The 22,475-nt window shown below is 58.8% G+C and carries 27 protein-coding genes; 18 read left to right on the top strand and 9 right to left on the bottom strand.

Going from position 1 to position 22,475, the window contains the following annotated elements; all coding sequences use genetic code 11:
- Nucleotides 1-309: 309 nt before the first annotated feature.
- From BSF79_RS18280 to BSF79_RS18270, 3 genes are all read right to left on the bottom strand, one after another.
- A complete protein-coding gene (locus BSF79_RS18280; protein ID WP_090271274.1) occupies nucleotides 310-1,368 on the bottom strand; it encodes a YeeE/YedE family protein in 1,059 nt (352 codons plus the stop codon).
- Nucleotides 1,369-1,409: 41 nt separating this feature from the next.
- On the bottom strand, nucleotides 1,410-1,751 hold the full coding sequence (locus BSF79_RS18275; protein ID WP_090271273.1) for an ArsR/SmtB family transcription factor: 342 nt from the start codon (nucleotides 1,749-1,751) through the stop codon (nucleotides 1,410-1,412).
- Nucleotides 1,752-1,849: 98 nt separating this feature from the next.
- On the bottom strand, nucleotides 1,850-2,218 hold the full coding sequence (locus BSF79_RS18270; protein WP_090271298.1) for a thioredoxin domain-containing protein: 369 nt from the start codon (nucleotides 2,216-2,218) through the stop codon (nucleotides 1,850-1,852).
- Nucleotides 2,219-2,290: 72 nt separating this feature from the next.
- On the opposite strand from BSF79_RS18270, the gene BSF79_RS18265 reads away from it, so the two are divergent.
- From BSF79_RS18265 to BSF79_RS18200, 14 genes are all read left to right on the top strand, one after another.
- Nucleotides 2,291-3,028, top strand: coding sequence for a cytochrome c biogenesis CcdA family protein (locus BSF79_RS18265; RefSeq protein WP_090271272.1), 738 nt, complete (start codon nucleotides 2,291-2,293; stop codon nucleotides 3,026-3,028).
- A gap of 19 nt (nucleotides 3,029-3,047) precedes the next feature.
- Entirely contained in the window at nucleotides 3,048-3,602 is a 555-nt protein-coding gene (locus BSF79_RS18260; RefSeq protein WP_090271271.1) for a thioredoxin family protein, read from the top strand.
- Nucleotides 3,603-3,752: 150 nt separating this feature from the next.
- Nucleotides 3,753-4,226 carry a sulfur oxidation c-type cytochrome SoxX gene (soxX, locus tag BSF79_RS18255; RefSeq protein ID WP_090271270.1) on the top strand — a complete coding sequence of 158 codons (474 nt, stop codon included), beginning with the start codon at nucleotides 3,753-3,755 and terminating at the stop codon, nucleotides 4,224-4,226.
- Nucleotides 4,227-4,254: 28 nt separating this feature from the next.
- On the top strand, nucleotides 4,255-4,671 hold the full coding sequence (soxY, locus tag BSF79_RS18250; protein WP_090271297.1) for a thiosulfate oxidation carrier protein SoxY: 417 nt from the start codon (nucleotides 4,255-4,257) through the stop codon (nucleotides 4,669-4,671).
- A gap of 24 nt (nucleotides 4,672-4,695) precedes the next feature.
- On the top strand, nucleotides 4,696-5,025 hold the full coding sequence (soxZ, locus tag BSF79_RS18245) for a thiosulfate oxidation carrier complex protein SoxZ (RefSeq protein WP_090271269.1): 330 nt from the start codon (nucleotides 4,696-4,698) through the stop codon (nucleotides 5,023-5,025).
- A gap of 62 nt (nucleotides 5,026-5,087) precedes the next feature.
- Nucleotides 5,088-5,942 (top strand): sulfur oxidation c-type cytochrome SoxA, encoded by an 855-nt coding sequence (gene soxA, locus BSF79_RS18240; RefSeq protein ID WP_090271268.1) that lies wholly within the window; start codon nucleotides 5,088-5,090, stop codon nucleotides 5,940-5,942.
- Between the two features lie 140 nt (nucleotides 5,943-6,082).
- A complete protein-coding gene (soxB, locus tag BSF79_RS18235; RefSeq protein ID WP_090271267.1) occupies nucleotides 6,083-7,780 on the top strand; it encodes a thiosulfohydrolase SoxB in 1,698 nt (565 codons plus the stop codon).
- 82 nt (nucleotides 7,781-7,862) lie between these two features.
- Nucleotides 7,863-9,134 carry a sulfite dehydrogenase gene (soxC, locus tag BSF79_RS18230; protein ID WP_090271266.1) on the top strand — a complete coding sequence of 424 codons (1,272 nt, stop codon included), beginning with the start codon at nucleotides 7,863-7,865 and terminating at the stop codon, nucleotides 9,132-9,134.
- Nucleotides 9,118-10,179 (top strand): c-type cytochrome, encoded by a 1,062-nt coding sequence (locus BSF79_RS18225; protein ID WP_090271265.1) that lies wholly within the window; start codon nucleotides 9,118-9,120, stop codon nucleotides 10,177-10,179. The genes soxC and BSF79_RS18225 overlap by 17 nt, the downstream gene beginning before the upstream one ends.
- A 219-nt stretch (nucleotides 10,180-10,398) precedes the next feature.
- On the top strand, nucleotides 10,399-11,031 hold the full coding sequence (locus BSF79_RS18220; protein ID WP_090271264.1) for an ATP-dependent Clp protease proteolytic subunit: 633 nt from the start codon (nucleotides 10,399-10,401) through the stop codon (nucleotides 11,029-11,031).
- A gap of 140 nt (nucleotides 11,032-11,171) precedes the next feature.
- Nucleotides 11,172-12,437, top strand: coding sequence for an ATP-dependent Clp protease ATP-binding subunit ClpX (gene clpX / locus BSF79_RS18215; RefSeq protein ID WP_090271263.1), 1,266 nt, complete (start codon nucleotides 11,172-11,174; stop codon nucleotides 12,435-12,437).
- A gap of 117 nt (nucleotides 12,438-12,554) precedes the next feature.
- A complete protein-coding gene (locus BSF79_RS18210) occupies nucleotides 12,555-12,938 on the top strand; it encodes an NADH:ubiquinone oxidoreductase subunit NDUFA12 (RefSeq protein ID WP_090271262.1) in 384 nt (127 codons plus the stop codon).
- 10 nt (nucleotides 12,939-12,948) lie between these two features.
- Entirely contained in the window at nucleotides 12,949-13,407 is a 459-nt protein-coding gene (gene mlaD / locus BSF79_RS18205; protein WP_090271261.1) for an outer membrane lipid asymmetry maintenance protein MlaD, read from the top strand.
- Nucleotides 13,404-13,763, top strand: coding sequence for a DUF2155 domain-containing protein (locus tag BSF79_RS18200; protein ID WP_090271260.1), 360 nt, complete (start codon nucleotides 13,404-13,406; stop codon nucleotides 13,761-13,763). Before mlaD ends, BSF79_RS18200 begins: the two co-directional genes overlap by 4 nt.
- On the opposite strand, the gene aat is transcribed toward BSF79_RS18200, so the two are convergent.
- From aat to BSF79_RS18180, 4 genes are all read right to left on the bottom strand, one after another.
- A complete protein-coding gene (gene aat / locus BSF79_RS18195; RefSeq protein WP_090271259.1) occupies nucleotides 13,727-14,380 on the bottom strand; it encodes a leucyl/phenylalanyl-tRNA--protein transferase in 654 nt (217 codons plus the stop codon). The two genes, BSF79_RS18200 and aat, sit on opposite strands and share 37 nt — an antisense overlap.
- Nucleotides 14,381-14,445: 65 nt before the next feature.
- On the bottom strand, nucleotides 14,446-15,795 hold the full coding sequence (gene accC, locus BSF79_RS18190) for an acetyl-CoA carboxylase biotin carboxylase subunit (RefSeq protein ID WP_090271258.1): 1,350 nt from the start codon (nucleotides 15,793-15,795) through the stop codon (nucleotides 14,446-14,448).
- A gap of 10 nt (nucleotides 15,796-15,805) precedes the next feature.
- Nucleotides 15,806-16,288 (bottom strand): acetyl-CoA carboxylase biotin carboxyl carrier protein, encoded by a 483-nt coding sequence (locus BSF79_RS18185; RefSeq protein WP_090271257.1) that lies wholly within the window; start codon nucleotides 16,286-16,288, stop codon nucleotides 15,806-15,808.
- A gap of 169 nt (nucleotides 16,289-16,457) precedes the next feature.
- Complete coding sequence (locus tag BSF79_RS18180) at nucleotides 16,458-16,994, bottom strand: LuxR C-terminal-related transcriptional regulator (protein ID WP_090271296.1); 537 nt, start codon at nucleotides 16,992-16,994, stop codon at nucleotides 16,458-16,460.
- Between the two features lie 117 nt (nucleotides 16,995-17,111).
- Here BSF79_RS18180 and BSF79_RS18175 point away from each other — a divergent pair, with 117 nt between their 5' ends.
- From BSF79_RS18175 to BSF79_RS18160, 4 genes are all read left to right on the top strand, one after another.
- Entirely contained in the window at nucleotides 17,112-18,272 is a 1,161-nt protein-coding gene (locus BSF79_RS18175; protein ID WP_090271256.1) for an acetyl-CoA acetyltransferase, read from the top strand.
- Nucleotides 18,269-19,783, top strand: coding sequence for a class I adenylate-forming enzyme family protein (locus tag BSF79_RS18170; RefSeq protein WP_090271255.1), 1,515 nt, complete (start codon nucleotides 18,269-18,271; stop codon nucleotides 19,781-19,783). Before BSF79_RS18175 ends, BSF79_RS18170 begins: the two co-directional genes overlap by 4 nt.
- Nucleotide 19,784: 1 nt before the next feature.
- The gene (locus BSF79_RS18165; RefSeq protein WP_090271254.1) at nucleotides 19,785-20,588 is read left to right on the top strand and encodes a 3-hydroxybutyrate dehydrogenase; all 804 of its coding nucleotides are present in this window, start codon (nucleotides 19,785-19,787) and stop codon (nucleotides 20,586-20,588) included.
- 117 nt (nucleotides 20,589-20,705) lie between these two features.
- A complete protein-coding gene (locus BSF79_RS18160) occupies nucleotides 20,706-21,197 on the top strand; it encodes a helix-hairpin-helix domain-containing protein (RefSeq protein WP_090271253.1) in 492 nt (163 codons plus the stop codon).
- Between the two features lie 65 nt (nucleotides 21,198-21,262).
- Here the strand turns inward: BSF79_RS18160 and BSF79_RS18155 are convergent, their stop codons facing one another.
- Together BSF79_RS18155 and BSF79_RS18150 are read right to left on the bottom strand one after the other, a co-directional pair.
- On the bottom strand, nucleotides 21,263-21,535 hold the full coding sequence (locus tag BSF79_RS18155) for a glycine zipper 2TM domain-containing protein (protein ID WP_090271252.1): 273 nt from the start codon (nucleotides 21,533-21,535) through the stop codon (nucleotides 21,263-21,265).
- A gap of 190 nt (nucleotides 21,536-21,725) precedes the next feature.
- Nucleotides 21,726-22,475, bottom strand: a 750-nt coding sequence (locus BSF79_RS18150; protein WP_139246491.1) for an AMP-binding enzyme, incomplete at its 5' end; no start/stop codon positions are given.

Raw genomic sequence — 22,475 nt, 5'->3', positions numbered from 1 at the left:
GCGCTCTCAACAGTCAGTGACAACGGTGGCATCATTGTGGCAGACGAGAAAATTTCAGGGGAACGCTGGCGCGTAAGCCCGACACCACGAAGGCTGTTACACCAGCCAAAGATCCTGATCTTTAACACATCCGGTAAGGGGCTTTGGCCCTCCCTTTTTTCTGTCTGCGTGGCCGCCGTCGTCGTCACCGGTGCGCTGCTGGCGGGTGCGGGACGCCTCCGGCGGGAGTATTTGAGTCAGAAAGAAACCTGAGCTTGTTCACGAGGAACACGTCCAGCGCTTGCTATTTGTGGGATTGCGCGGCGCGGGTTACTCGGCCGGTTGGAAGCCTTCGATCAGCTGTCGCAGGCCAATTGCAGCGCCTGCGAAGATCGCCAGAAAGGTGACTGGGGCCGAAAAGGCCAGCACAGAGAAGGCCGAAAGGCCTTGACCGACGGTGCAGCCCAGTGCCAGCACGGCGCCCGCGCCCATCAGCGCGGCCCCGGTGATTTGGCGGCGTAGTTCGCGTGGGTCTTCGCAGGCCTCCCAGCGGAAGTGGCCCTTCATCAGTGAGCCGATGAAGGCGCCGAGGACCACACCGAGGACTGACCCCACGGCGAAGGATGGCGCGCGCGCCGAGGCTGTCATCGCCCAGAGCAGAGTTTCACCGACCGGTGCGGAAAAGCTGTGCGAGACTACGGGCACGTCGCTGAAGCCGGTGCTGGCGACCCAGGTGCTGCCGACCCAGCCAGAGGTGATGGCAATGCCAACCACAACCGACCAGAACAGCGATTTTCCGTCGGTGAGGAACCCGCGGGAGGTCAGGGCGGCGGCAATGATTGCGGCGCCGATCACCATGCCAATGCCCGAGAGCGGCAGGCCGGTCCATGAGGACAGCAAGTGCGCCAAGCCGGGGGGCAGGTCGTTGATCACATCCTGTTGCGGGAAAAGTGTTACGCGCAGGTGGGCCAATGGGCCCGACAGCACCACATAGGCTGACACGCCCATCACCAGCACGATCACAAAGGCGCGCATGTCGCCGCCGCCTAGTCGGGCGATCGAGCCGTAGCCGCAGTTCCCCGACAGGGCCATGCCATAGCCGAACATCAGCCCGCCCAGAATTGATGCCATTGGCATCCAGCGGATGGACAGGTAATAGGAGCTTTCGGTGTGCAGAAGGCCCATGGCCGAGAGGCCGAAGCTGCCCAGCACGGCCACGCCAATGGCCAGCGCCCACATCCGCATCCGCCGGTCAGAGCCGCCGTAAAGCAGATCCTCGATCGCGCCCATGGTGCAGAAGCGGCCCAGCCGTGCGGCAAGCCCCAGCAGCACGCCGCCGAACAGGCCGACCAGCGCCACGCGCATTTCATCGCTCAGATATTCAAGCATCGCCCGGAGCCTCCCCTCAACTGACGCGGTCTGTGACGGGGTCAGCCCACAGGAGTGGCGCAGAACAGGTCATAGACCAATTCGAGTATACGTCGGGGGCGGTCATCGGCCAAACGATAATAGATCGCCTTGCCCTCACGCCGGGGAATGACCAGTCCTTCGAGGCGCAGGCGCGACAATTGTTGTGACACGGCGGCTTGTCGGGCCGACAGCAAGTCTTCGAGTTCGGTGACGGATTTTTCACCGGTCACGAGGTGGCACAGGATCATCAGCCGACCTTCGTGGCTGACTGCCTTGAGGAAGTTGGATGCGATTGTGGCATTGTCCACGATCTTGTCCATTTCCTGTTCGGAGATGGTATTTGAAAGCACCGGCAAAGCCATGCCAGACCCCTCTCAGGCTGTTTTCTGTGTCATCCGGGCGTTTTGCCCCATTTTTTCGGTTCCGTCCAGCTAAACGCCGCACTGCGGCGCAATCGGCGTCAGCTGGCGCCGGGAAAGTCGGTTTTTGCGCTGAGCATCATCTCGAGCAGGCCCCAGAAGAAATCTTCGCCGGGGTAGCCCTCGATCCGGCCGATTTCCTGACCGTCTTCGATCAGAACGAAGGTGGGGGTGAAATTGATTTTGCGCACGAAGGTCACGCCCTCGGGCGGGGCGTCGGCGATGTCGATCATCCGAAGGGGGGCATATTTGCCGGCGTCGGTCTTGGGATAGATCGGCCCGATCTTGGTTTTCCACTGGATGCAATAGATGCATCCCTGACGCTCGACCATGATCAGTTCGACTGCTTGTGCCGGGAGGGACAGACACAGCAGAGTTACAAAACCAAGGACATAAGAACGCAGAACCATGAAACACCCGATTGACGGCAGCTTGTCCCACAACATAAATTGAATATGTAAATTGATCAAGGAGTCGCACCAATGCTTGATATTTCCTATGCGGGGGCGGCGCTGGCGGGGCTTCTGAGCTTCTTTACGCCCTGCATTCTGCCGATGGTCCCGTTTTACCTGTGCTATATGGCCGGGATTTCAATGTCCGAGCTGCGCGAGGATGGGGCGATCGCGCCGGGCGCGCAGCGGCGGCTGGTGATTTCTGCGGTGTTTTTTGCGCTTGGGGTCAGCAGCATTTTTGTGATGCTGGGCATGGGGGCGACGGCGCTGGGGCAGGCATTCGCGCAATGGAAGCAGCCGCTGAGCTATGTCGCGGCGGCTGTTCTGTTACTGTTCGGCCTGCATTTTCTGGGGGTTTTGCGGATACCGTTGTTGTACCGCGAGGCCAAGATCGAAAGCAAAGCCGAGCCGACCACCGTGCTGGGGGCCTATGTGATGGGGCTGGCGTTTGGGTTTGGCTGGACGCCGTGCGTGGGGCCGGCGTTGGCCTCGATCCTGATGGTGGCCAGCGGGATGGGCGATATCTGGCGTGGCGGGTTGTTGCTGCTGGTTTACGGTTTGTCGATGACGGCACCGTTCATTGTCGCGGCCCTGTTTGCCAAGCCGTTCCTGAAGTGGATGCAGCGGAACCGCAAATATCTGGGCTATGTCGAAAAGGTGATGGGGGTAATGCTAATCATTTTTGCCATATTGATCGCAACCAACGCGGTTAATCTGATTGCAGATGCAATGATTCGCTGGTTCCCCGGCTTTCAGTCTGTTGGCTGAGGAAATGAGGGAGGGAAAAATGAAACATTTTCTGATCGGGGCGCTGATGGCGGTTGGGCTGGCCCTGCCGGTTTCAGCGTCGGAAATGGGCGATGATGGGCTGCACAAGGCGGCTTGGATGCGCGATACGTTCAAAGATCTGCGCGAGGATCTGGCCGAGGCCAATGCCGAAGGCAAGCGGCTGGCGATCATCGTCGAGCAGCGTGGCTGTATTTATTGCAAGAAGATGCATGAAGAAGTGTTCCCGCTGCCGGAGATCGATTCGTATATCACCGAGAATTTCTTTTTCGTGCAGTTGAATATGTTTGGCGATATCGAGGTGACCGACTTCGATGGCGAAAGCCTGCCGGAAAAGGACATGGTGCGCAAATGGGGTCTGCTGTTCACGCCAACCATGATGTATTTTCCACAAGAGGTTGCAGAGGGGCAGACTGCAGCACAGGCTGCTGTCTCCGTTATACCGGGCGCGTTCGGAAAGGGGACAACCCTTGCCATGATGCGTTGGGTGAACGAAAAAGCCTATGAAGGGGACGAACCTTTCCAAAAATATCTGGCAAGGACGCTGTCCGAGTAATTTAGTTGTTATACTGACTTGATATCTGGTCAGGGCTGCGATCCGCCGGTAAATTCACGTTCATGAATTTGTTGTTGCAATCCGGTGGTGCGGTGAACTACGGTATACTAAGCTAACACAGCAAAAAAACTGGTAGCCATGGGAGGAAACATGAGGCTTTCAACACTGACACTGGCGGCAACGCTGGCTGCCGGGGCGGCATTTGCCAATCCGGTCGCGCCCGCTGACGTGGTCTTCACTGAAGACGGCGCCGTCGAGCAATCCCTGAGCGGCATGGCCGGTAACCCCGAGGAGGGGGCCAAGATCATGGGGTCCAAGCAATTGGGCAACTGCGTCGCATGTCATTCGATTTCCGCCCTGGCCGATGTTCCTTTTCAGGGCAATGTCGGTCCGATGCTGGATGGCGTGGCCGATCGCTGGACCGCCGCAGAGCTGCGCGGGATTCTGAGCAATGCCAAACTGACCTATGATGGCACGGTTATGCCTGCCTATTATAAGGTCGACGGGTTCACCCGCCCCGGCAATGCCTATACCGGCAAGGCTGCTGATGGCCCGCTGGATCCGCTTCTGTCGGCCCAGCAAATTGAAGATGTGATCGCTTTCCTGGGCACTCTGAAAGAGTGACAGGCGGCGGAAGAGTAAGGAGATGAATATGGAATTCTCAAGACGCGATACGCTGGCGCTTGGGCTGGGGGCGATGGCGCTGACCATGCTGCCTTTCCGGGCACATGCGGCAACGGATGATGCCATCGCTGCGTTTACCGGCGGTGCGGACATTGCAGAGGGCGGCGTCACGCTGACCGCGCCCGAGATTGCCGAGAATGGGAACACTGTTCCGATTTCGGTGGCAGCAGAGGGCGCCTCGGCCATCATGGTTCTGGCAACCGGCAACCCGACACCGGGCGTGGCGACCTTCAACTTCGGCGAATTGGCCGGGGCGCACTCTGCCTCGACCCGAATCCGGTTGGCGGGCACGCAGGACGTTGTGGCAATCGCCAAAATGGCCGACGGCAGCTTTGCCAAAGCCAGTTCGACCGTCAAGGTTACCATCGGCGGCTGCGGCGGCTAATTCAGGTTCACAGGAGTTAATATCATGGCAGAAGGTGTAAAACCCCGCGTCAAAGCCCCCAAATCGGCAGCTGCCGGTGAGGTGGTCGTTCTCAAGACCCTGATCAGCCACCAGATGGAATCGGGTCAGCGTAAGGACAAGGCGGGCAATAAGATCCCGCGGTCGATCATCAATCGCTTTACCTGCGAGTTCAACGGCAAGAGCGTTATCGATGTGACGATGGAGTCGGCGATCTCGACCAACCCGTATTTCGAGTTCGAAGCCACGATCCCGGAAACAGGCGATCTGAAGTTCACCTGGTACGACGATGATGGCTCGGTCTACGAAGAAACCAAGTCGGTCAAGGTCGGCTAAGGATATCAAAAAAAGGCGCCCTGTTCCCTTGTGGAGCAGGGTCGCTATAGGGAGGAAGCTAGATGAATTTCAAGCCAATGACTGCAATCGCTGCGCTGCTTTTGTCGGTTCCGACATTTGCGGCTGCGGATGCGGACGATGATGTTCTGATCGTCAATGGCGAGACCGAGCTTGTGACCAAGGCCCCGGCCCCCGCCCATCTGGACGGCGCGCTGGACGAGGTCATGTCGGGCTGGCATTTCCGGGCTGACGAAACTCAGGCTTTGGAGATGGATGACTTCGACAACCCCGGCATGCTGGCGGTCGAGGCTGCGGCCGAGGTCTGGAACACTGTTGACGGGTCCGAGGGCAAATCCTGCGCTTCGTGCCACGACGGTGTTGAGCAGAGCATGAAGGGCGTTCGCGCGGTTTATCCCAAGTGGAATGACGCGGCGCAGCAGGTTCGCACGATGGAGGCGCAGATCAACGACTGCCGCGAAAATCGTATGGGGGCCAAGGCGTGGAAATATGACGGTGGGGATATCACCGACATGGTCGCGCTGATTTCGCTGCAATCGCGTGGGATGCCGGTCAACGTTGCGATCGACGGCCCCGTGCAGGCGACTTGGGAGCAGGGTAAAGAACTGTACTATGCCCGCACCGGTCAGCTGGATCTGTCCTGCGCCAACTGCCACGAGCAGAACTATGGCAACATGATCCGCGCCGACCACCTGAGCCAAGGCCAGACCAACGGCTTTCCGGCGTACCGTCTGAAGAATGCCAAGTTGAACTCGGTTCACGCACGGTTCAAGGGCTGTGTGCGCGATACGCGGGCAGAGACCTATAAACCCGGTAGCCCCGAGTTTGTAGCGCTGGAACTGTACGTTGCCAGCCGCGGCAATGGCCTGTCGGTCGCCGCGCCTTCGGTGCGGAACTAAGCGAATGTTGTGGGGCGGCGCTGCTGCCCCACACCCTCGAAACGATCGCAACATTTTGAAAACTAAGGCCAAAATGGCCTGACCTCTGGCGATCATCGCGAGGGGCATGTGACCACTTTAACTGCTCGGAGTTTAGAGCCATGATCTCTCGCCGCGATTTTTTACAGGTAAGTATGGCCGCATCCGCGATGCTGGGCGCATCTGGATTTGGCAACTGGGCCCGTTTGGCGGCGCAGCAGAAGCTGACCCAGGATCAGCTGTTGGACTTTGATACGTTCGGCAATGTCAGCCTGATCCACGTCACCGATATTCACGCTCAGCTGAAACCGATTTATTTTCGCGAACCGGAGATCAATCTGGGGGTCGGCAGTGCGAAAGGGCAGGTGCCGCATGTGACCGGCGCCGATTTCCGCAAGATGTACGGGATCGAAGATGGCAGCGCCTCGGCTTATGCGCTGAGCTATAATGATTTTACATCTCTGGCGCAGGGTTATGGCAAGGTTGGCGGGCTGGACCGCGTGGCCACTGTGATCAATTCGATCCGCGCTGCGCGCCCCGATGCGCTGCTGCTGGATGGCGGCGATACGTGGCACGGGTCGTACACCTGCTATCACACCGAGGGCCAGGACATGGTCAACGTGATGAACGTGCTGAAGCCGGATGCGATGACGTTCCACTGGGAATTCACGCTGGGCGGTGACCGGGTGCGCGAATTGGTGCAGGATCTGCCGTTTGCAGCGCTAGGGGCGAATATTTTCGACGCTGAGTGGGATGAGCCGGCCGAAGATTTCGCGCCCTACAAGATGTTCGAGCGGGGCGGTGTGAAAATCGCCGTCATCGGGCAGGCGTTTCCCTATATGCCCATCGCCAACCCGCGTTGGATGTTCCCGGAATACAGCTTTGGTATTCGTGATGAGCGGATGCAGGAGGTTGTGGACGAGGTGAAGGCCGAGGGCGCCGAGCTGGTCGTGCTGTTGAGCCATAACGGTTTCGACGTCGACAAGAAGATGGCGAGCCGGGTGAAGGGGCTTGATGTGATTCTGTCCGGGCACACGCATGACGCGCTGCCCGAGCCGGTTCTGGTTGGTGAAACCATCATCATCGCGTCGGGATCGAACGGGAAATTCGTATCGCGGATCGATCTGGATGTGCGCGATGGCCGGATGATGGGCTTCCGCCACAAGCTGATCCCGATTTTCAGTGACGTGATCGAGAGCGACAAAGAAGTGGCTGCGGTGATCGACGCGCAGCGCGCGCCGTATGAGGACGCGATGAGCGAGGTGATCGGCCAGACCGACAGCCTGCTGTATCGTCGCGGCAACTTCAACGGCACTTGGGACGATCTGATTTGCGATGCGCTTCTGAGCGAACGTGAGGCGGATATTGCGATGTCGCCCGGTGTGCGCTGGGGCCCGAGCATTCTGCCGGGGCAGGATATCACGCGCGAAGATATTTGGAACGTCACCAGCATGACCTATGGCCAGGCGTATCGGTCTGAAATGACTGGGGAATTCATCAACGTCATTCTGGAAGATGTTGCCGACAACCTGTTCAACTCCGACCCTTATTATCAACAAGGCGGCGACATGGTGCGGATTGGCGGCATGGGATACCGGATCGACATCAATAAGCCGCAGGGCGAGCGGATCAGCGAGATGACCCTGCTGAAGACCGGCGAACGGATCGACCCGGCCAAGAGCTATGTCGTGGCCGGTTGGGCGAGCGTCAACGAGGGCACCGAGGGCCCACAGATTTGGGATGTGGTCGAAAATCACATTCGCAAGCAGGGCACTGTCACAGTTGCCCCCAATAACAGCGTCACGGTGGTGGGGGCTTAAGCCCTAAATGCCAATTTACGCTTTACAGTCCGCATCAAATTCATAAAAACGAATTTGATTATCTAATAGGAGGCAAAGACAGATGACAGTCCGCTTCAAAGGCAAACCCCCGTCGCGGCGCGCGTTCCTGCAAGGGGCATTGGCGTCGGGTGGCGCGATTGCCGGAGCCACCGCGGCCAGTGCCGCCGGTCCCGACCCGTTGATTACCGAGAAACAAGAATGGGCGCAGGCCACTGGCGAGGGCGTGGATGCCACGCCGTACGGTCTGCCGATTCAGTTTGAATCGGATGTGGTGCGGCGCAATGTGGAATGGCTGACGGCTGATACGATCAGCTCGATCAACTTCACGCCGATCCATGCATTGGATGGCACGATCACACCGCAAGGCTGCGCGTTTGAGCGTCACCATTCGGGGGCGATTGAGCTGCGCAAGGAAGACTTCCGCTTGATGATTAATGGCTTGGTCGATCGGGAGCTGGTTTTCACCTATGCTGACCTGGAACGCTTCCCGCGCGTCACCCGCACCTATTTCCTGGAATGCGCCGCCAACACCGGCATGGAATGGGCGGGCGCACAGCTGAACGGGTCGCAGTTCACACATGGTATGATCCACAACATGGAATATACCGGTGTCACTCTGCGCACTCTGCTGGAAGAGGCGGGCGTTAAGCCCGAGGGCAAGTGGGTGATGGTCGAAGGCGCAGATGCTTCGTCAAACGCGCGCTCGATCCCGCTGGAAAAAGCGATGGACGACTGCCTTGTCGCCTTCAAGGCCAATGGCGAGGCGCTGCGCATGGAGCATGGCTATCCGGTGCGTTTGTGCGTGCCCGGCTGGGAAGGTAACATGTGGGTCAAGTGGCTGCGCCGCATCGAAGTGGGTGATGCGCCTTGGGAAAGCCGCGAAGAGACCAGCAAGTACACTGACACGCTGGAAGATGGCACTAGCCGCAAATGGACTTGGGTGATGGATGCGAAATCCGTCGTCACCAGCCCCAGCCCGCAGATGCCGATCACTCATGGCAAGGGGCCGCTGGTCATCACTGGCTTGGCGTGGTCGGGCCGTGGCGCGATCACTGGCGTCGATGTGTCGATCGATGGCGGCAAGAACTGGAAAGAGGCGCGGCTGGCTGCCCCCGGTCAGGACATGGCTCTGACCCGGTTCTATCTGGATCATGACTGGGACGGCTCGGAGATGTTCCTGCAAAGCCGCGCCAAGGACAGCACTGGCTATGTGCAGCCCACGAAGACGCAGCTGCGCGAAGTACGCGGGCTGAACTCGATCTATCACAACAATTGTATCCAGACCTGGTGGGTGAAACCGAACGGGGAGGCAGAGAATGTCGAAGTATCGTAAACTAGTGATCACCACGGCTTTGGCCGCATTGGTCGCAAGCCCGGTTCTGGCGGAAAAGCTGGGGCTGGGACGGGCTGCACTGCCCGAGGAAGTTGCCGCGTGGAACCATGATGTGCGCCCTGACGGGCTTGGTTTGCCTGAAGGAACGGGATCCGTCGAGGACGGCGAGACGATCTTTTCCGATAACTGCGCCATGTGCCACGGTGAGTTCGCCGAAGGTGTCGACAACTGGCCGAAGCTGGCCGGGGGCATGGGCACACTAGACCGCGACGATCCGCTGAAAACGGTGGGGTCGTATTGGCCGTATCTGTCGACGACGTGGGACTATATCAACCGGTCGATGCCGTTCGGCAATGCTCAGACACTGACCCCGGACGAGGTCTATGCGATCGTGGCGTATATTCTGTATTCCAACGATATGGTGGACGACGATTTCGTGCTGTCGAAAGAGACGTTTCTGGATGTGGAAATGCCCAACGCCGATGGGTTCATCATAGATGATCGTGCTGAGACCGAATATCCGCAGTTCTCGCAGGCGCCGTGCATGGAAAATTGCAAGGCAGAGGTGAAGGTCACAATGCGGGCGGCCGTTTTGGACGTGACGCCGGATGTCGCGGGCGACGAGGCTGCGGCCGAAATGGCGCCAGCGGCTGAGGAAGAAGCTGCGGCAGAACCTGTTGCTGCGGAACCAGTTGTAGCAGAACCTGTAGTCGTTGCACTTGATCCGGAGTTGGTGGACGCAGGCAAGAAGGTGTTCAAGAAGTGCAAAGCGTGCCATCAGGTTGGCGAAGGTGCTGCGAACAAGGTGGGCCCACAGCTGAATCATCTGATTGGTCGGACTTTGGGCGGCGAAGAGGGCTTCAAATACTCCAAAACCATCGTCGAGATGGGCGAGGGGGGACAGGTCTGGACTGAAGAGGCTTTGGCCGAGTTCCTTAGCAAACCCAAGTCCTATATCGCCAAGACCAAAATGTCCTTTGCCGGTCTGAAGAAGGACAAGGATATCGAAGCGGTCACGGAATATCTGAAATCGTTCTCGCAATAAGCAAGATCGCGGGCGGGGCGGGGTCGACCGGCCCCGCCCTGTCCCGCATTTTTTGACGATCACATGTACCGCGCGTATTTGTGATCGTTGCAACCACCCTCCTTCCTCGCGGAAACAGCTAATTTGGCCTGCTCCCCTTGCGGCTCTCCGGGTGCACGACTAAGACTCCGTTAGCACCTGATTGGTAAGGGTGCATGAGACAGCAGCAGGCAGGCGGATATGACAGACCCAATTGATACCTACATGAACACTCTGGTTCCGATGGTGGTTGAACAAACCAGCCGCGGGGAGCGGGCCTATGACATTTTCTCGCGCCTGCTGAAGGAGCGGATCATCTTTTTGTCCGGTCCGGTGCATGATGGGATGTCCAGCCTGATCGTGGCCCAGCTGCTGCACCTTGAGGCGGAAAATCCGACCAAGGAAATCAGCATGTACATCAACAGCCCCGGTGGCGTGGTCACCAGCGGTCTGTCGATTTACGACACAATGCAATATATCAAGCCGAAGGTGTCGACCCTGGTGATCGGGCAGGCGGCCTCGATGGGGTCGTTGTTGCTGACGGCCGGTGCGGCGGGAATGCGGTTTTCGCTGCCCAACAGCCGCGTCATGGTGCACCAGCCTTCAGGCGGGTACCAGGGGCAGGCGACGGACATCATGATCCATGCGCAGGAAACCCAGAAACTGAAGACGCGCCTGAACGAGATTTACGTGAAGCATACCGGGCAGACCCTTGAAAAGGTTGAGGCCGCCCTTGAGCGCGACAACTTCATGTCGCCTGAGGAAGCCAAAGACTGGGGGCTGATCGACGAGATCGTCGAAAGCCGTGCCAAAACCGGCGAAGAGGCCGAATAACCAACGACGCCCTGCGTCATCGTATGCGGGGCGTTTTTGACATTGTGGCGGCGAGGGGCGTGCCCTAAGCTGTGTGCCCAAGGAACTTGGGGCGGCTGCAAAGCCGTAGATAGTGCGAGACGAGGCCTGAAAGGGACGAAATGGCGAATAATTCCAGCGGCGACAGCAAGAACACACTTTACTGCAGCTTCTGCGGCAAAAGCCAGCATGAGGTTCGCAAGCTTATTGCCGGCCCGACTGTGTTCATCTGCGACGAATGTGTCGAGCTTTGCATGGATATCATCCGCGAAGAGACCAAAAGTGCAGGCCTGAAATCCAGCGAGGGTGTACCTACTCCGCAGGATATCTGTAATGTGCTGGATGACTATGTGATCGGTCAGGCGATGGCCAAGCGGGTTCTGTCCGTGGCGGTTCACAACCATTATAAGCGTCTGAACCATTCGCAGAAATCCGGCGATATCGAACTGTCGAAATCCAACATCCTGCTGATCGGCCCGACGGGCTGCGGCAAGACCCTGCTGGCGCAGACGCTGGCGCGGATATTGGATGTGCCGTTCACGATGGCGGATGCCACCACGCTGACTGAGGCTGGGTACGTCGGTGAGGATGTTGAAAACATCATCCTCAAGTTGCTGCAATCGTCGGAATATAACGTGGAGCGCGCGCAGCGCGGCATCGTTTATATCGACGAGGTCGACAAGATCACGCGCAAGTCGGAAAACCCCTCGATCACCCGCGACGTATCGGGTGAGGGTGTGCAGCAAGCGTTGCTGAAGCTGATGGAGGGCACTGTTGCCTCGGTGCCGCCGCAGGGCGGGCGCAAGCATCCGCAGCAGGAGTTCCTACAGGTCGACACGACGAATATCCTGTTCATCTGTGGCGGGGCCTTCGCCGGTCTGGACCGGATCATCGCGCAGCGCGGCAAAGGCAGTGCCATGGGCTTTGGTGCCGATGTCAAAGACCCGGACGAGCGCCGCGTGGGCGAGCTGTTCAAGGCGCTTGAGCCAGAAGATTTGTTGAAATTCGGGTTGATCCCGGAATTTGTCGGTCGTCTGCCAGTGATTGCCACGCTGGAAGATCTGGACGAAGACGCATTGATCACCATTCTGACGCAGCCAAAGAACGCGCTGGTCAAGCAGTATCAGCGCCTGTTCGAACTGGAAAACGTGCAACTGACCTTTACCGATGATGCACTGAGCGCCATTGCCAAGCGGGCGATTCAGCGCAAAACCGGGGCGCGCGGGTTGCGTTCGATCCTCGAAGAGATTTTGCTGAACACGATGTTTGAACTGCCCAGCATGGACAATGTTGAAGAGGTTGTGGTCAACGAGGAGGCGGCGACCTCGGCTGCGGCGCCACTGATGATCTTTTCGGACGCCAAAAAAGAAGGCGCAAGCGCGGGTTAACTCGACAACGATATCATACATTAAGGCGGGCGGTTGCCCGCCTTTTTCATGGCGCAGAGCCACTGGACCTTTGTCGTCATATGGTACATATCAAGGCAAGGCATTGCGGAGAGACCGATGGGCATTCTGAATACCATTTTGCGCGCATTCACTTGGTGGGACGGGCAGACCCTGAACACACAGCTTTACACTTGGCGCAAGGGTGTCAAAGTAGGCGAGGATGAGCAGGGCAACATCTTCTACACCACCAAAGATGGCAAGCGTCGCTGGGTTATCTATAATGGCGAGATCGAAGCCAGCCGGGTTAGCCCCGATTGGCATGGATGGCTGCATCACACCTATAAAGATGCGCCGACTGACAAGCCGATGGTGCACAAGCCTTGGGAAAAGCCGCATCAGGTCAACTTGACCGGATCGGCGCTGGCTTATGCGCCGACCGGATCAATCCGCCGCGCACAACCGGCGGAGCGCAGCGATTACGAGGCGTGGTCGCCCGAATAAGGCAGGCATTATGTCGGAAAACAAAACCGAGGTTCTGGTCGGTGCGGCGGTTCTGGCCGTGGCGATCGGGTTTATCATTTATGCTGGACAGCTGGCCGGGTTCTCAGGCAAATCCGGTGGTTATGGGCTGAATGCATCGTTCCGCTCGTTGGAGGGGATTACGGTTGGCACTGATGTGCGTTTGGCCGGGGTCAAGATTGGCACTGTTACCGATATCGCGCTGAACCCTGAAACCTTCCGGGCTGACACGACTATTTCTGTACAGGACGGAATTGAAATCCCGGACGACAGCGCTGTTATCATCTCCTCCGAAGGGCTGCTGGGCGGTAACTTTGTTGAGATTGTGCCGGGCGGTTCACCGTTCAATTTCGCAGCGGGAGATGAGGTCGAAGATACTCAGGGCTCGGTCTCTCTGATCTCGTTGCTGATGAAGTTTGTGTCCGGTTCGTCGGACACGGCGCCGCAATGAAATGCGCGGCGGCGCTACTGCTGTCTCTGCTGGCAGGAACGGCGACCTTGGCCGAGGAGGTCAGCGTTGGGCGTGGCGCAGTGTTGCGTGGGCTGGACAAGGTCAATGCGCAGACCACGGATATCGAGCTGGATACCGGCGGCAGGGCGGCCTTTGGTCGGCTTAGGATCGAACTGGGGGAATGCCGCTATCCGCAGGGCAACCCAGCGGGCGATGCCTATGCCTATCTGATGATCCATGAAGAGGGCGTGCAAATTCCGATCTTTCAGGGCTGGATGATGGCTTCGTCGCCTGCGCTAAATGCGTTGGACGATTCACGTTATGATGTTTGGGTGATCCGCTGCAAGACGTCCTGAGCCGAGCGTGGCACCGGCGGTCTGGTGAAATCAGCGCGACCTGAGAGAGCCATGTGCAACTGTTGATGATAGGTGGCGCGGGGAATTTCCACTGCCCCAAGAGAGGCGAGATGCGGTGTGATGAACTGTGTGTCAAACAGGACAAACCCAGCCAGCCGCAATCGATCAACCAGATAGGCCAGCGCGATTTTTGACGCATCCGTGCGTCGCGAGAACATGCTTTCGCCAAAAAACGCGCGCCCGAGCGTAACGCCATAAACCCCGCCGACCAGAGAACCGTCCATGTGGACCTCAAGCGAATGGGCATGGCCAAGCGCATGCAAGCGCATGTAGAGCCGGTAAATTTCTGCATTTATCCAAGTTTCGCCGCGATCGGCGCACCCCTCAAGCACGCCATTGAAATCAGCGTTGATGCTGATGCCGAACCCGCCTTTTCGCATCCTGCGGGCCAGAGACCGGGAAATATGGAATCGATCCAGCGGAAATACACCGCGGCGGCGCGGATCGACCCAGAATAGTTCGGGGTCGTCTCGGTGTTCGGCCATGGGAAAGATGCCCGACGCATAGGCGTTGAGCAGCAATTCAGGGGTCAGAATGGGGTCTGTGCTATTGTCCATCGGCGGGAGTTGGGCCTGTCTGACGCGGTACCGTGGGCAGGCTGGCTGCCCACGGTATCACGATGTCAGCCAGCCAGATGAGTTTCCAGCCATTTTTCCAGCCAGTGGATATTGTAGGTGCCGGAATGGATGTCGTCTTCCTGCAATAGCGCGTGGAAGAGTGGCAGCGTGGTATCCACACCATCAACGATCAATTCGCCCAAGGCGCGGTTCAGGCGCGCCAGTGCCTCCGGCCGGTCGCGCCCATGCACGATCAGCTTGCCGATCAGGCTGTCGTAGTAGGGCGGGATTTTGTAGCCATCATAAAGCGCCGAATCCATCCGCACGCCCAGCCCGCCGGGCGCATGATATTGGGAGATCGTGCCAGGGCAGGGCGCGAAGTTCGGCAGTTTTTCGGCGTTGATCCGAACCTCAATGGCGTGGCCATTGATGGTCAGCTCGTCCTGCGTGAAGGACATCGGCAGGCCTTCGGCAACACGGATCTGTTCGCGAACAAGGTCTACGCCGAAAATAGCCTCGGTGACCGGGTGTTCAACCTGAAGCCGGGTGTTCATTTCGATGAAATAGAACTCGCCATTCTCATAGAGGAACTCGACCGTGCCGGCACCGATATAGTTGATCTTGGCCACGGCATCGGCACAGACCTTGCCGATCTGCGCACGCTCTTTCGGGGTGATGCAGGGGCCGGGGGCCTCTTCGAACACCTTCTGGTGGCGGCGCTGCAACGAGCAGTCGCGTTCGCCCAGATGCACGGCCTGACCCTTGCCATCGCCAAAGACCTGAATCTCGATATGGCGCGGTGTGGTCAAATATTTCTCGATATATACCTCGTCATTTCCGAAGGCGGCCTTGCTTTCGGCCCGTGCGGTCATGAAGGCTTTTTCCATGTCGGCGGCGGTTTTCGCCACTTTCATTCCGCGCCCGCCGCCACCAGCAGTGGCCTTGATGATGACCGGATAGTCGATCTCCGCGCCGACGCGTTTGGCGTCATCAAGTGTTGGCACGCCGCCATCCGAGCCGGGCACACAGGGCACGCCAAGGGCTTTCATCGTGTCTTTGGCCGTGATCTTGTCGCCCATTACGCGGATATGTTCGGCGGTGGGCCCAATAAAGGTGAAGCCGTGATCTTCGACGATCTGCACAAAGTTGGCGTTTTCCGAAAGAAAGCCATAGCCAGGATGGATCGCCTGCGCGCCTGTGATTTCACAAGCCGAAATGATCGCGGGGATCGAAAGATAGCTCTCGGTCCCCGATGGGGGGCCGATGCAAACGGCCTCATCGGCCATGCGTACATGCATCGCGTCGCTGTCGGCGGTCGAATGCACCGCGACCGACTGGATGCCCATTTCGCGGCAAGCACGGATCACGCGCAACGCAATTTCGCCTCGGTTGGCGATTAGGATTTTATCGAACATTGCCTGCGCCTTATTCGATGATCATCAGGGGCGCGCCATATTCCACAGCGGCGCCATCTTCGACCAGGATACGTTTCACGGTGCCGGATTTGGGGGCGGGGATGTGGTTCATGGTCTTCATCGCTTCGATGATCAGAAGGGTGTCGCCTTCGGTGACCTGAGCGCCGACGGCGGCAAAGCTGGGCGCGCCGGGTTCGGGCTGAAGATACACTGTGCCGACCATGGGCGAGGTGACTGCTCCGGGGTGACTGGCGGGGTCATCTGCGGCAGCCACGGCGGGGGCGGCTGTCAGGGCGGCGGTGGCCGGGGCGGCGGCAACAACTTGGGTGGCCACCTGCGGGGCGGCCTGCTGGGCACGGCTGACACGGACGTTCAGGCTGTCGCTGTCGCCGTATTCGCGCATGACCTCGACTTCGGTCAGATCGTTGGTGCGCAGCAATTCCGCCAGCGCCTGAATGAAGGCGACGTCAGAGTCATGGTTTTTCTTTGTCATAGTATCCTCGACCGTTTGTCGGTTGCGTAGCTTTGGGCGTGGCCCGCGCCTGTCTGGCTGTCTTATAGGCGATCCGTGACGGGGCGGAAAGCACCCTATTGCGACGTCGATTGGGGGTGTGAAGGAAATTATCGGGTAAAGTGACGTCACGGTAAAAATTCCAGCGGTCTTACAAGGGCATTCCCGACAATTTTGCCACCAGTTCAGGAAGTTTGCGCGCCTGAAATTTTTCCAGCAAACGCGCCCGGTAGACTTCGATCGTGCGATAGGACAGATTCAAATCCTTGCCTATTTCTTTGCTGGTCATGCCGCGGCAGGTGAGGATCGCGACCTCGCGTTCACGCGAGGTCAGTTCGACCATCGGGCGTTCCTCGGACAGGTCGGAAAACGACCAGATACCACGCAGGAACGGGTTTTGGGGGGTCAGGGACTGTCCTCGCACACGGCACCAGAACAATTGCCCCGAATTTCGCTTCATCACCCGCTCGTCGCTGTAGCGGCCGGTTTTCCGCATCATGGCCAGTCCGCGCGCGCCGATGCTTTTGTAGTCTTCCATCGAGGCATAGAACCGCGCCAGCGGCACATCCCGAAAGCTGCTGGATGTGCCGTCAAAGATTTGGGCGAATTGTCGGTTGCAGCCGCGAATGATGCGGTTTTCCAATATGCACAGCCCGACGGGGGCGTATTCAAAGGCAAGATCGCTCAGGTCCATGGCGCGCAGTATTGCGCTGGTTTGCGCCGAAATAAAAGAGCTTGAGTATTACTACCAATTGATCCGCTACGGCCATGCTGCTTTGTTACGCGCAGCAAGGGGAGAGGCTCAATGGTATATATTTCGGGATGGGGGCACACGAAGTTCGGGCGCCAGGCGGATCGTTCACTGGAGGCGCTGATCATCGAGGCCGGGCGTGAGGCGTTGAGAGACGCGGGGATCGCTGCGGCGGATGTCGATGGCATGTGGCTGGGGCATTTCAACAGCGGCATGGTCAGTGATGGGTTCGCCGCGTCGATGATGATCGGCATTGATCCGGCGTTGCGGTTCAAACCGGCAACACGAGTGGAAAATGCCTGCGCCAGCGGGTCGGCTGCGATCTATGCGGCGCGGCAGGCGATTCTTTCGGGGGAATGCAAGGTGGCGTTGGTGGTGGGCGTCGAAAAGATGACCCATCTGCCCACCGAAGAGGTGACGCGGGCGTTGAGCATGGCGTCTTACCAGCCCGAGGAGGCAGGGGTGTCTTTTCCTGCGGTGTTTGCGCAATTCGCGCAGGCGTATTTCGCAGAATTTGGTGATAAGACGCTGGCATTGGCGCAGATTGCAGCCAAAAACCATGGTAACGCGATGAATAACCCATTGGCGCAGCTTCATAAACCTTTGACTGTCGAATTTTGCGCTGTCGAAAGCGAAAAGAACCCAGTGATCGCGGCGCCGCTGAAGATGTCGGATTGTTCTCTGGTCAGCGATGGCGCCGCAGCGGTGGTTCTGGTGGCCGACGACCTGCTGGGGGATGTGCAGAAAGCCGTGCGGATGCGCGCGGTGGCGCAGGTCAACGATGTGTTGCCGATGTCGGCCCGCAAGCTGACGGATTTTGAAGGACCGACACGGGCGATCCGGCTGGCATATGAGCGGGCGGGGATCAGTGTGGCGGATCTGGATGTGGCAGAGGTGCACGATTGCTTCACGATCGCCGAGCTTTTGATCTATGAGGCGATGGGCCTTGCCCCCAAGGGGCAGGCCGCGCGCCTGCTGGAAGAGGGCACCGTTCACGCAGGCGGCGCACTGCCGGTGAACCTGTCGGGCGGGCTGAAGGCCAAGGGCCATCCCGTCGGCGCCACTGGCGTTTCGATGCATGCCATGATTTCGCGGCAGGTCACGGGGCGGGCGGGGGCAATGCAGCATCCGGGAGCCAATCTGGGGTTGGTGCTCAATATGGGCGGATCCGGCGTGGCCTCCTATGCCTCGATCCTGGAGGCAGTGAAAGTATGAATATCGCTCTTTGGCTGGCCCGGCAGGCGAATATCGGCCCGGATCGTCCAGCACTGTTTCTGGGGCGCGATTGCGTTGCAGATTATGGCACATTCCACAATCGTGCTTTGCAGGTGGCGGGCTGGCTGCGCGCGCAGGGCATTGCGCCGGGGGATCGGGTGGCGATCTTCATGAAGAATTGCCCGGATTTTCTGATCGCGGAATACGGTATCTGGTATGCCGGGGCCGTGGTTGTGCCGATCAACGCCAAACTGCACGGGCGCGAGGCCGCGTGGATCATCGAGGATTCGGGCAGCAAGATCATTTTTTCCTCACCCGGCCTGACCGAGGCCCTGCAGCAAGCTGAAACCGATGGGCAGATTGTTGATATCGCTTCGGATCAGTACGTCGCGATTTTTACCGGTGACTTGGCACAGCCAGTTGCGCGGCGCGCCGACGATCTTTGCTGGCTGTTTTATACGTCGGGCACGACCGGGCGGCCCAAAGGGGTGATGATCACCCACAGAATGCTATGCACAATGTCACTCAGCTATCTGGCGGACGTGGATCAGGCAACGGGCGAGGATGCCGTGTTGTATGCCGCGCCAATGAGTCATGGGGCGGGCATTTACAACATGCTGCATGTGTTGCTGGGCGCGCGCCATATCTGCCCGCCGTCGGGTGGTTTTGACGAGCCCGAGATTTTTGATCTGGCGCGGCATCACGGCAATATTCAGATGTTTGCTGCCCCGACGATGGTCAAGCGGATGACCCATGTGGCCAAGGAAACAGGGGAAACTGGCGAGGGGCTGCGCACGATTGTCTATGCTGGGGGGCCGATGTATCTGGCGGATATCATTGATGCTGTTGATCATTTCGGACCGATCTTTGTGCAGATCTATGGTCAGGGCGAGGCGCCGATGGGCATCACTGCCCTGTCGCGCGATGATGTGACGGATCGCAGTCACGCGCGATGGCGGGGCCGGCTGGCCTCGGTCGGGCGTGCACAGGCGGCGGTCGAAGTCAAGATCGGTGATGCTGCGGGGCAGGAGGTGCCGCGCGGCCAGGCGGGCGAGATCATGGTGCGCTCGGATGTTGTGATGTCGGGGTATTGGCAGAACGAAGCGGCGACCGCGAAGACCATCGTCGATGGCTGGCTGCTGACCGGTGATGTCGGGTTTATGGATGAGGACGGCTATGTCACGATGCAGGACCGTTCGAAAGACATGATCATTTCGGGGGGCACCAACATCTATCCGCGCGAGGTGGAAGAGGCGCTTTTGACCCATCCTGATGTACATGAGGTCAGCGTTGTCGGGCGCGACAATGCCGAGTGGGGCGAGGACGTTGTGGCCTTTGTCGTGCTGGGTCCGGGGGCGGTGCTGGACCGCGCGTCACTGGACCGGCATTGTTTGGATCAGATCGCACGGTTCAAGCGGCCCAAAGATTATTTCGCGCTGCCGGAACTGCCGAAGAACAATTATGGCAAGGTCCTTAAAACCGACCTGCGTAAACGTCTGAAGGAGATGTGAGATGGCGGATCTGAGTGGAAAAACAGCTTTGGTGACCGGATCAGTTCAGGGGATCGGGCTTGCGGTGGCGGAAGCTTTGGCAGAGGCGGGCGCGCGGATCGCGGTGCATGGGATCGCGGGCGATCATCAAATCTACGAGGTTTGCAAACATCTTAAGACGCTGGGCGCACCCGAGGCCGAGTTCTTTGCCGGTGATCTGCGAGACCCTGATCGGATTGACGAGCTGATGCAGGCGGTCGCGGCCTGGGGCGGGGCGGATATCTTGGTGAACAACGCGGGTGTGCAGCACACCGCACCACTGGCGCAGATGCCGCGCGAGACATGGGAGGCAATCTTGTCAATCAACCTGTCGGCGGCGTTTTACACAATGCAGGCGGCGATGCCCGGCATGGCTACGCGCGGGTATGGCAGGGTGATCAATATTGCCAGTGTCCACGGGTTGGTCGCCAGCAGGGACAAGGCCCCCTATGTGGCAGCCAAGCACGGGTTGGTTGGGCTATCACGGGTTGCAGCCCTTGAATATGCGGCCGCCGGACAGCGTGAAAAGGGCGGGGTGACGGTCAATTGCATTTGTCCCGGCTGGACCGAAACCGCCATCCTTGGGCCCCAAATTGACGCCCGCGTGGCGGCCTTTGACGGTGACCGGGCGGCGGGAATCGCCGATATGGTATCGGAAAAACAACCCTCTCAGCGTATGTCGGACCCATCCGAGGTTGGCGCCTTGGCCCTGTGGCTTTGCGCTCCTTTGGCTCACAACGTGACGGGCACGGCGATTCCGATTGATGGAGGATGGACTGCGCAGTAGCGAGTATTATTCCGAATTTCCCTGCAAACTCAACATTATGTATATACATTAGATATATGTTGTGTAAGGTGCGGTCCAAACCTTTTGGGATAGAACGGCAAGGAGATACCGCAGATCATGGCAGAGTTATTGAAAATCAAGGGCATCGGGAGCGCCACGGCTCAGAACCTCGCGGCGATTGGGGTAAAGACGCCGACCGATCTGGCTCGGGCGCGGCCCATGGATTTGGTTCAAGTTTCTGGGATCGGTCCAGCGCGGGCGATGCTATTGATCGCCGCCGCAGGAGAGGTCGCCGCAGTTTTGCCGGACCTGCCGCCTGTAGTGGAAACGGCACCTGCACCGGTTATGGATGAGGCCGCGGTGACCGCCGAGAGCGGCAAGGGGGCCGGTAAAAAGGGCAAATCCAAGGCTGCGGATGTGGAAAAGGTGAAGGCCGAAAAAGCGAAATCCAAGAAGGGTGCGAAAAACAAGACGAAGCCCAAGAAAGATGAGCCCAAGAAAGTCCGGAAGAAAAAGGACACGGTAAAAGCTGCCAAGGTTAAGAAGGCCAAACCGAAGGCCGAAGCGGTCAAGGCCACCAAGTCCAAGAAAAAGTCGAAGAAGAAATAGAGTTTCATACAAACCCCGCCATGCAGGCGGGGTTTGTTTTCTCCGCGCGGGGCAGCGCTGAAAAATCAGCAGCGAACCAAGCGATATGTTCCGTCGCCCAATGCCACCGCGCATTGTTTTGTTTGCTGATTCTGTGCCACAACCGTTCCAGCCGCAGCCCCGGCCAGTGCTCCGATGATCACCCAGTCGCGGTCAGCATCCAGCGCTTTCGCTGTGATCATCCCCAGCGAGGCGCCGGTCAACCCGCCGACGACCATGCGTTCTTGACTGGTCATATTATCGCAGCCGGACAGGGCCAACAGGCCAGCGCTGGCTAAAAGCATAAGTTTGACGCGCATTTTAATCCCTCCAATGTTGCGGACAGAACCATTCGCATCCACATTTTTCTTTTTGGCATGTTTTTGCCCGGCGTATTTTGACGTCGGTCAATTCGCATAAAAAACTATGCGGTGGGTGTGCGCATGTTTTTTGGAAAAATAGGCGAGGACCGCCCCAGCGCGGGCGGTCCTCATCCTAAGGTTCCGTGGGTTACCCCCTATTCATTCTGTTTTGGATCAGGTCGTTGACGACGGTTGGATCTGCGAGTGTTGAAGTGTCTCCGAGTGCCGCGTAGTCGTTTTCAGCGATTTTGCGCAGGATGCGGCGCATGATCTTGCCGGAGCGGGTTTTCGGCAGGCCGGGGGCCCATTGGATCAGGTCAGGCTTGGCGATCGGGCCGATCTCGGTGCGGACCCAAAGCTCAAGCTCTTTGCGCAGGGCGTCGGAGGGGGCGATCCCGTTCATCAGCGTCACATAGCAGTAGATCCCCTGACCCTTCAGGTCATGCGGATAGCCGACCACCGCGGCCTCGGCCACTTTGGCGTGGGCCACGAGCGCGGATTCGACCTCGGCCGTGCCCATCCGGTGGCCCGAGACGTTAATAACGTCATCGACCCGACCGGTGATCCAGTAGTAGCCATCGGCATCGCGGCGACAGCCGTCACCGGTGAAGTAATAGCCCTTGAAGTCGCTGAAATAGGCCTGCTCGAAACGCTCGTGATCGCCCCAGAGCGTGCGCATCTGCCCCGGCCAGCTGTCCTTGATCGCCAGCACGCCCTCGGCCTCGACCTCGGTGATCTCGGCCCCGGTGGTGGCGTCCAGCAGCACAGGCTGCACGCCGAAGAACGGCTTGGTGGCCGAGCCGGGCTTGGTCGGGATCGCGCCGGGCAGCGGGGTCAGCATATGACCGCCGGTTTCAGTCTGCCACCAGGTGTCGACGATCGGGCAGCGGGTTTTTCC

It is taken from the genome of Thalassovita taeanensis, assembly GCF_900110775.1.
Classification (GTDB): domain Bacteria; phylum Pseudomonadota; class Alphaproteobacteria; order Rhodobacterales; family Rhodobacteraceae; genus Litorimicrobium; species Litorimicrobium taeanense.
Note: the sequence above shows the minus strand (reverse complement) of the source record. Positions and strands in the feature narration are given on the sequence as shown.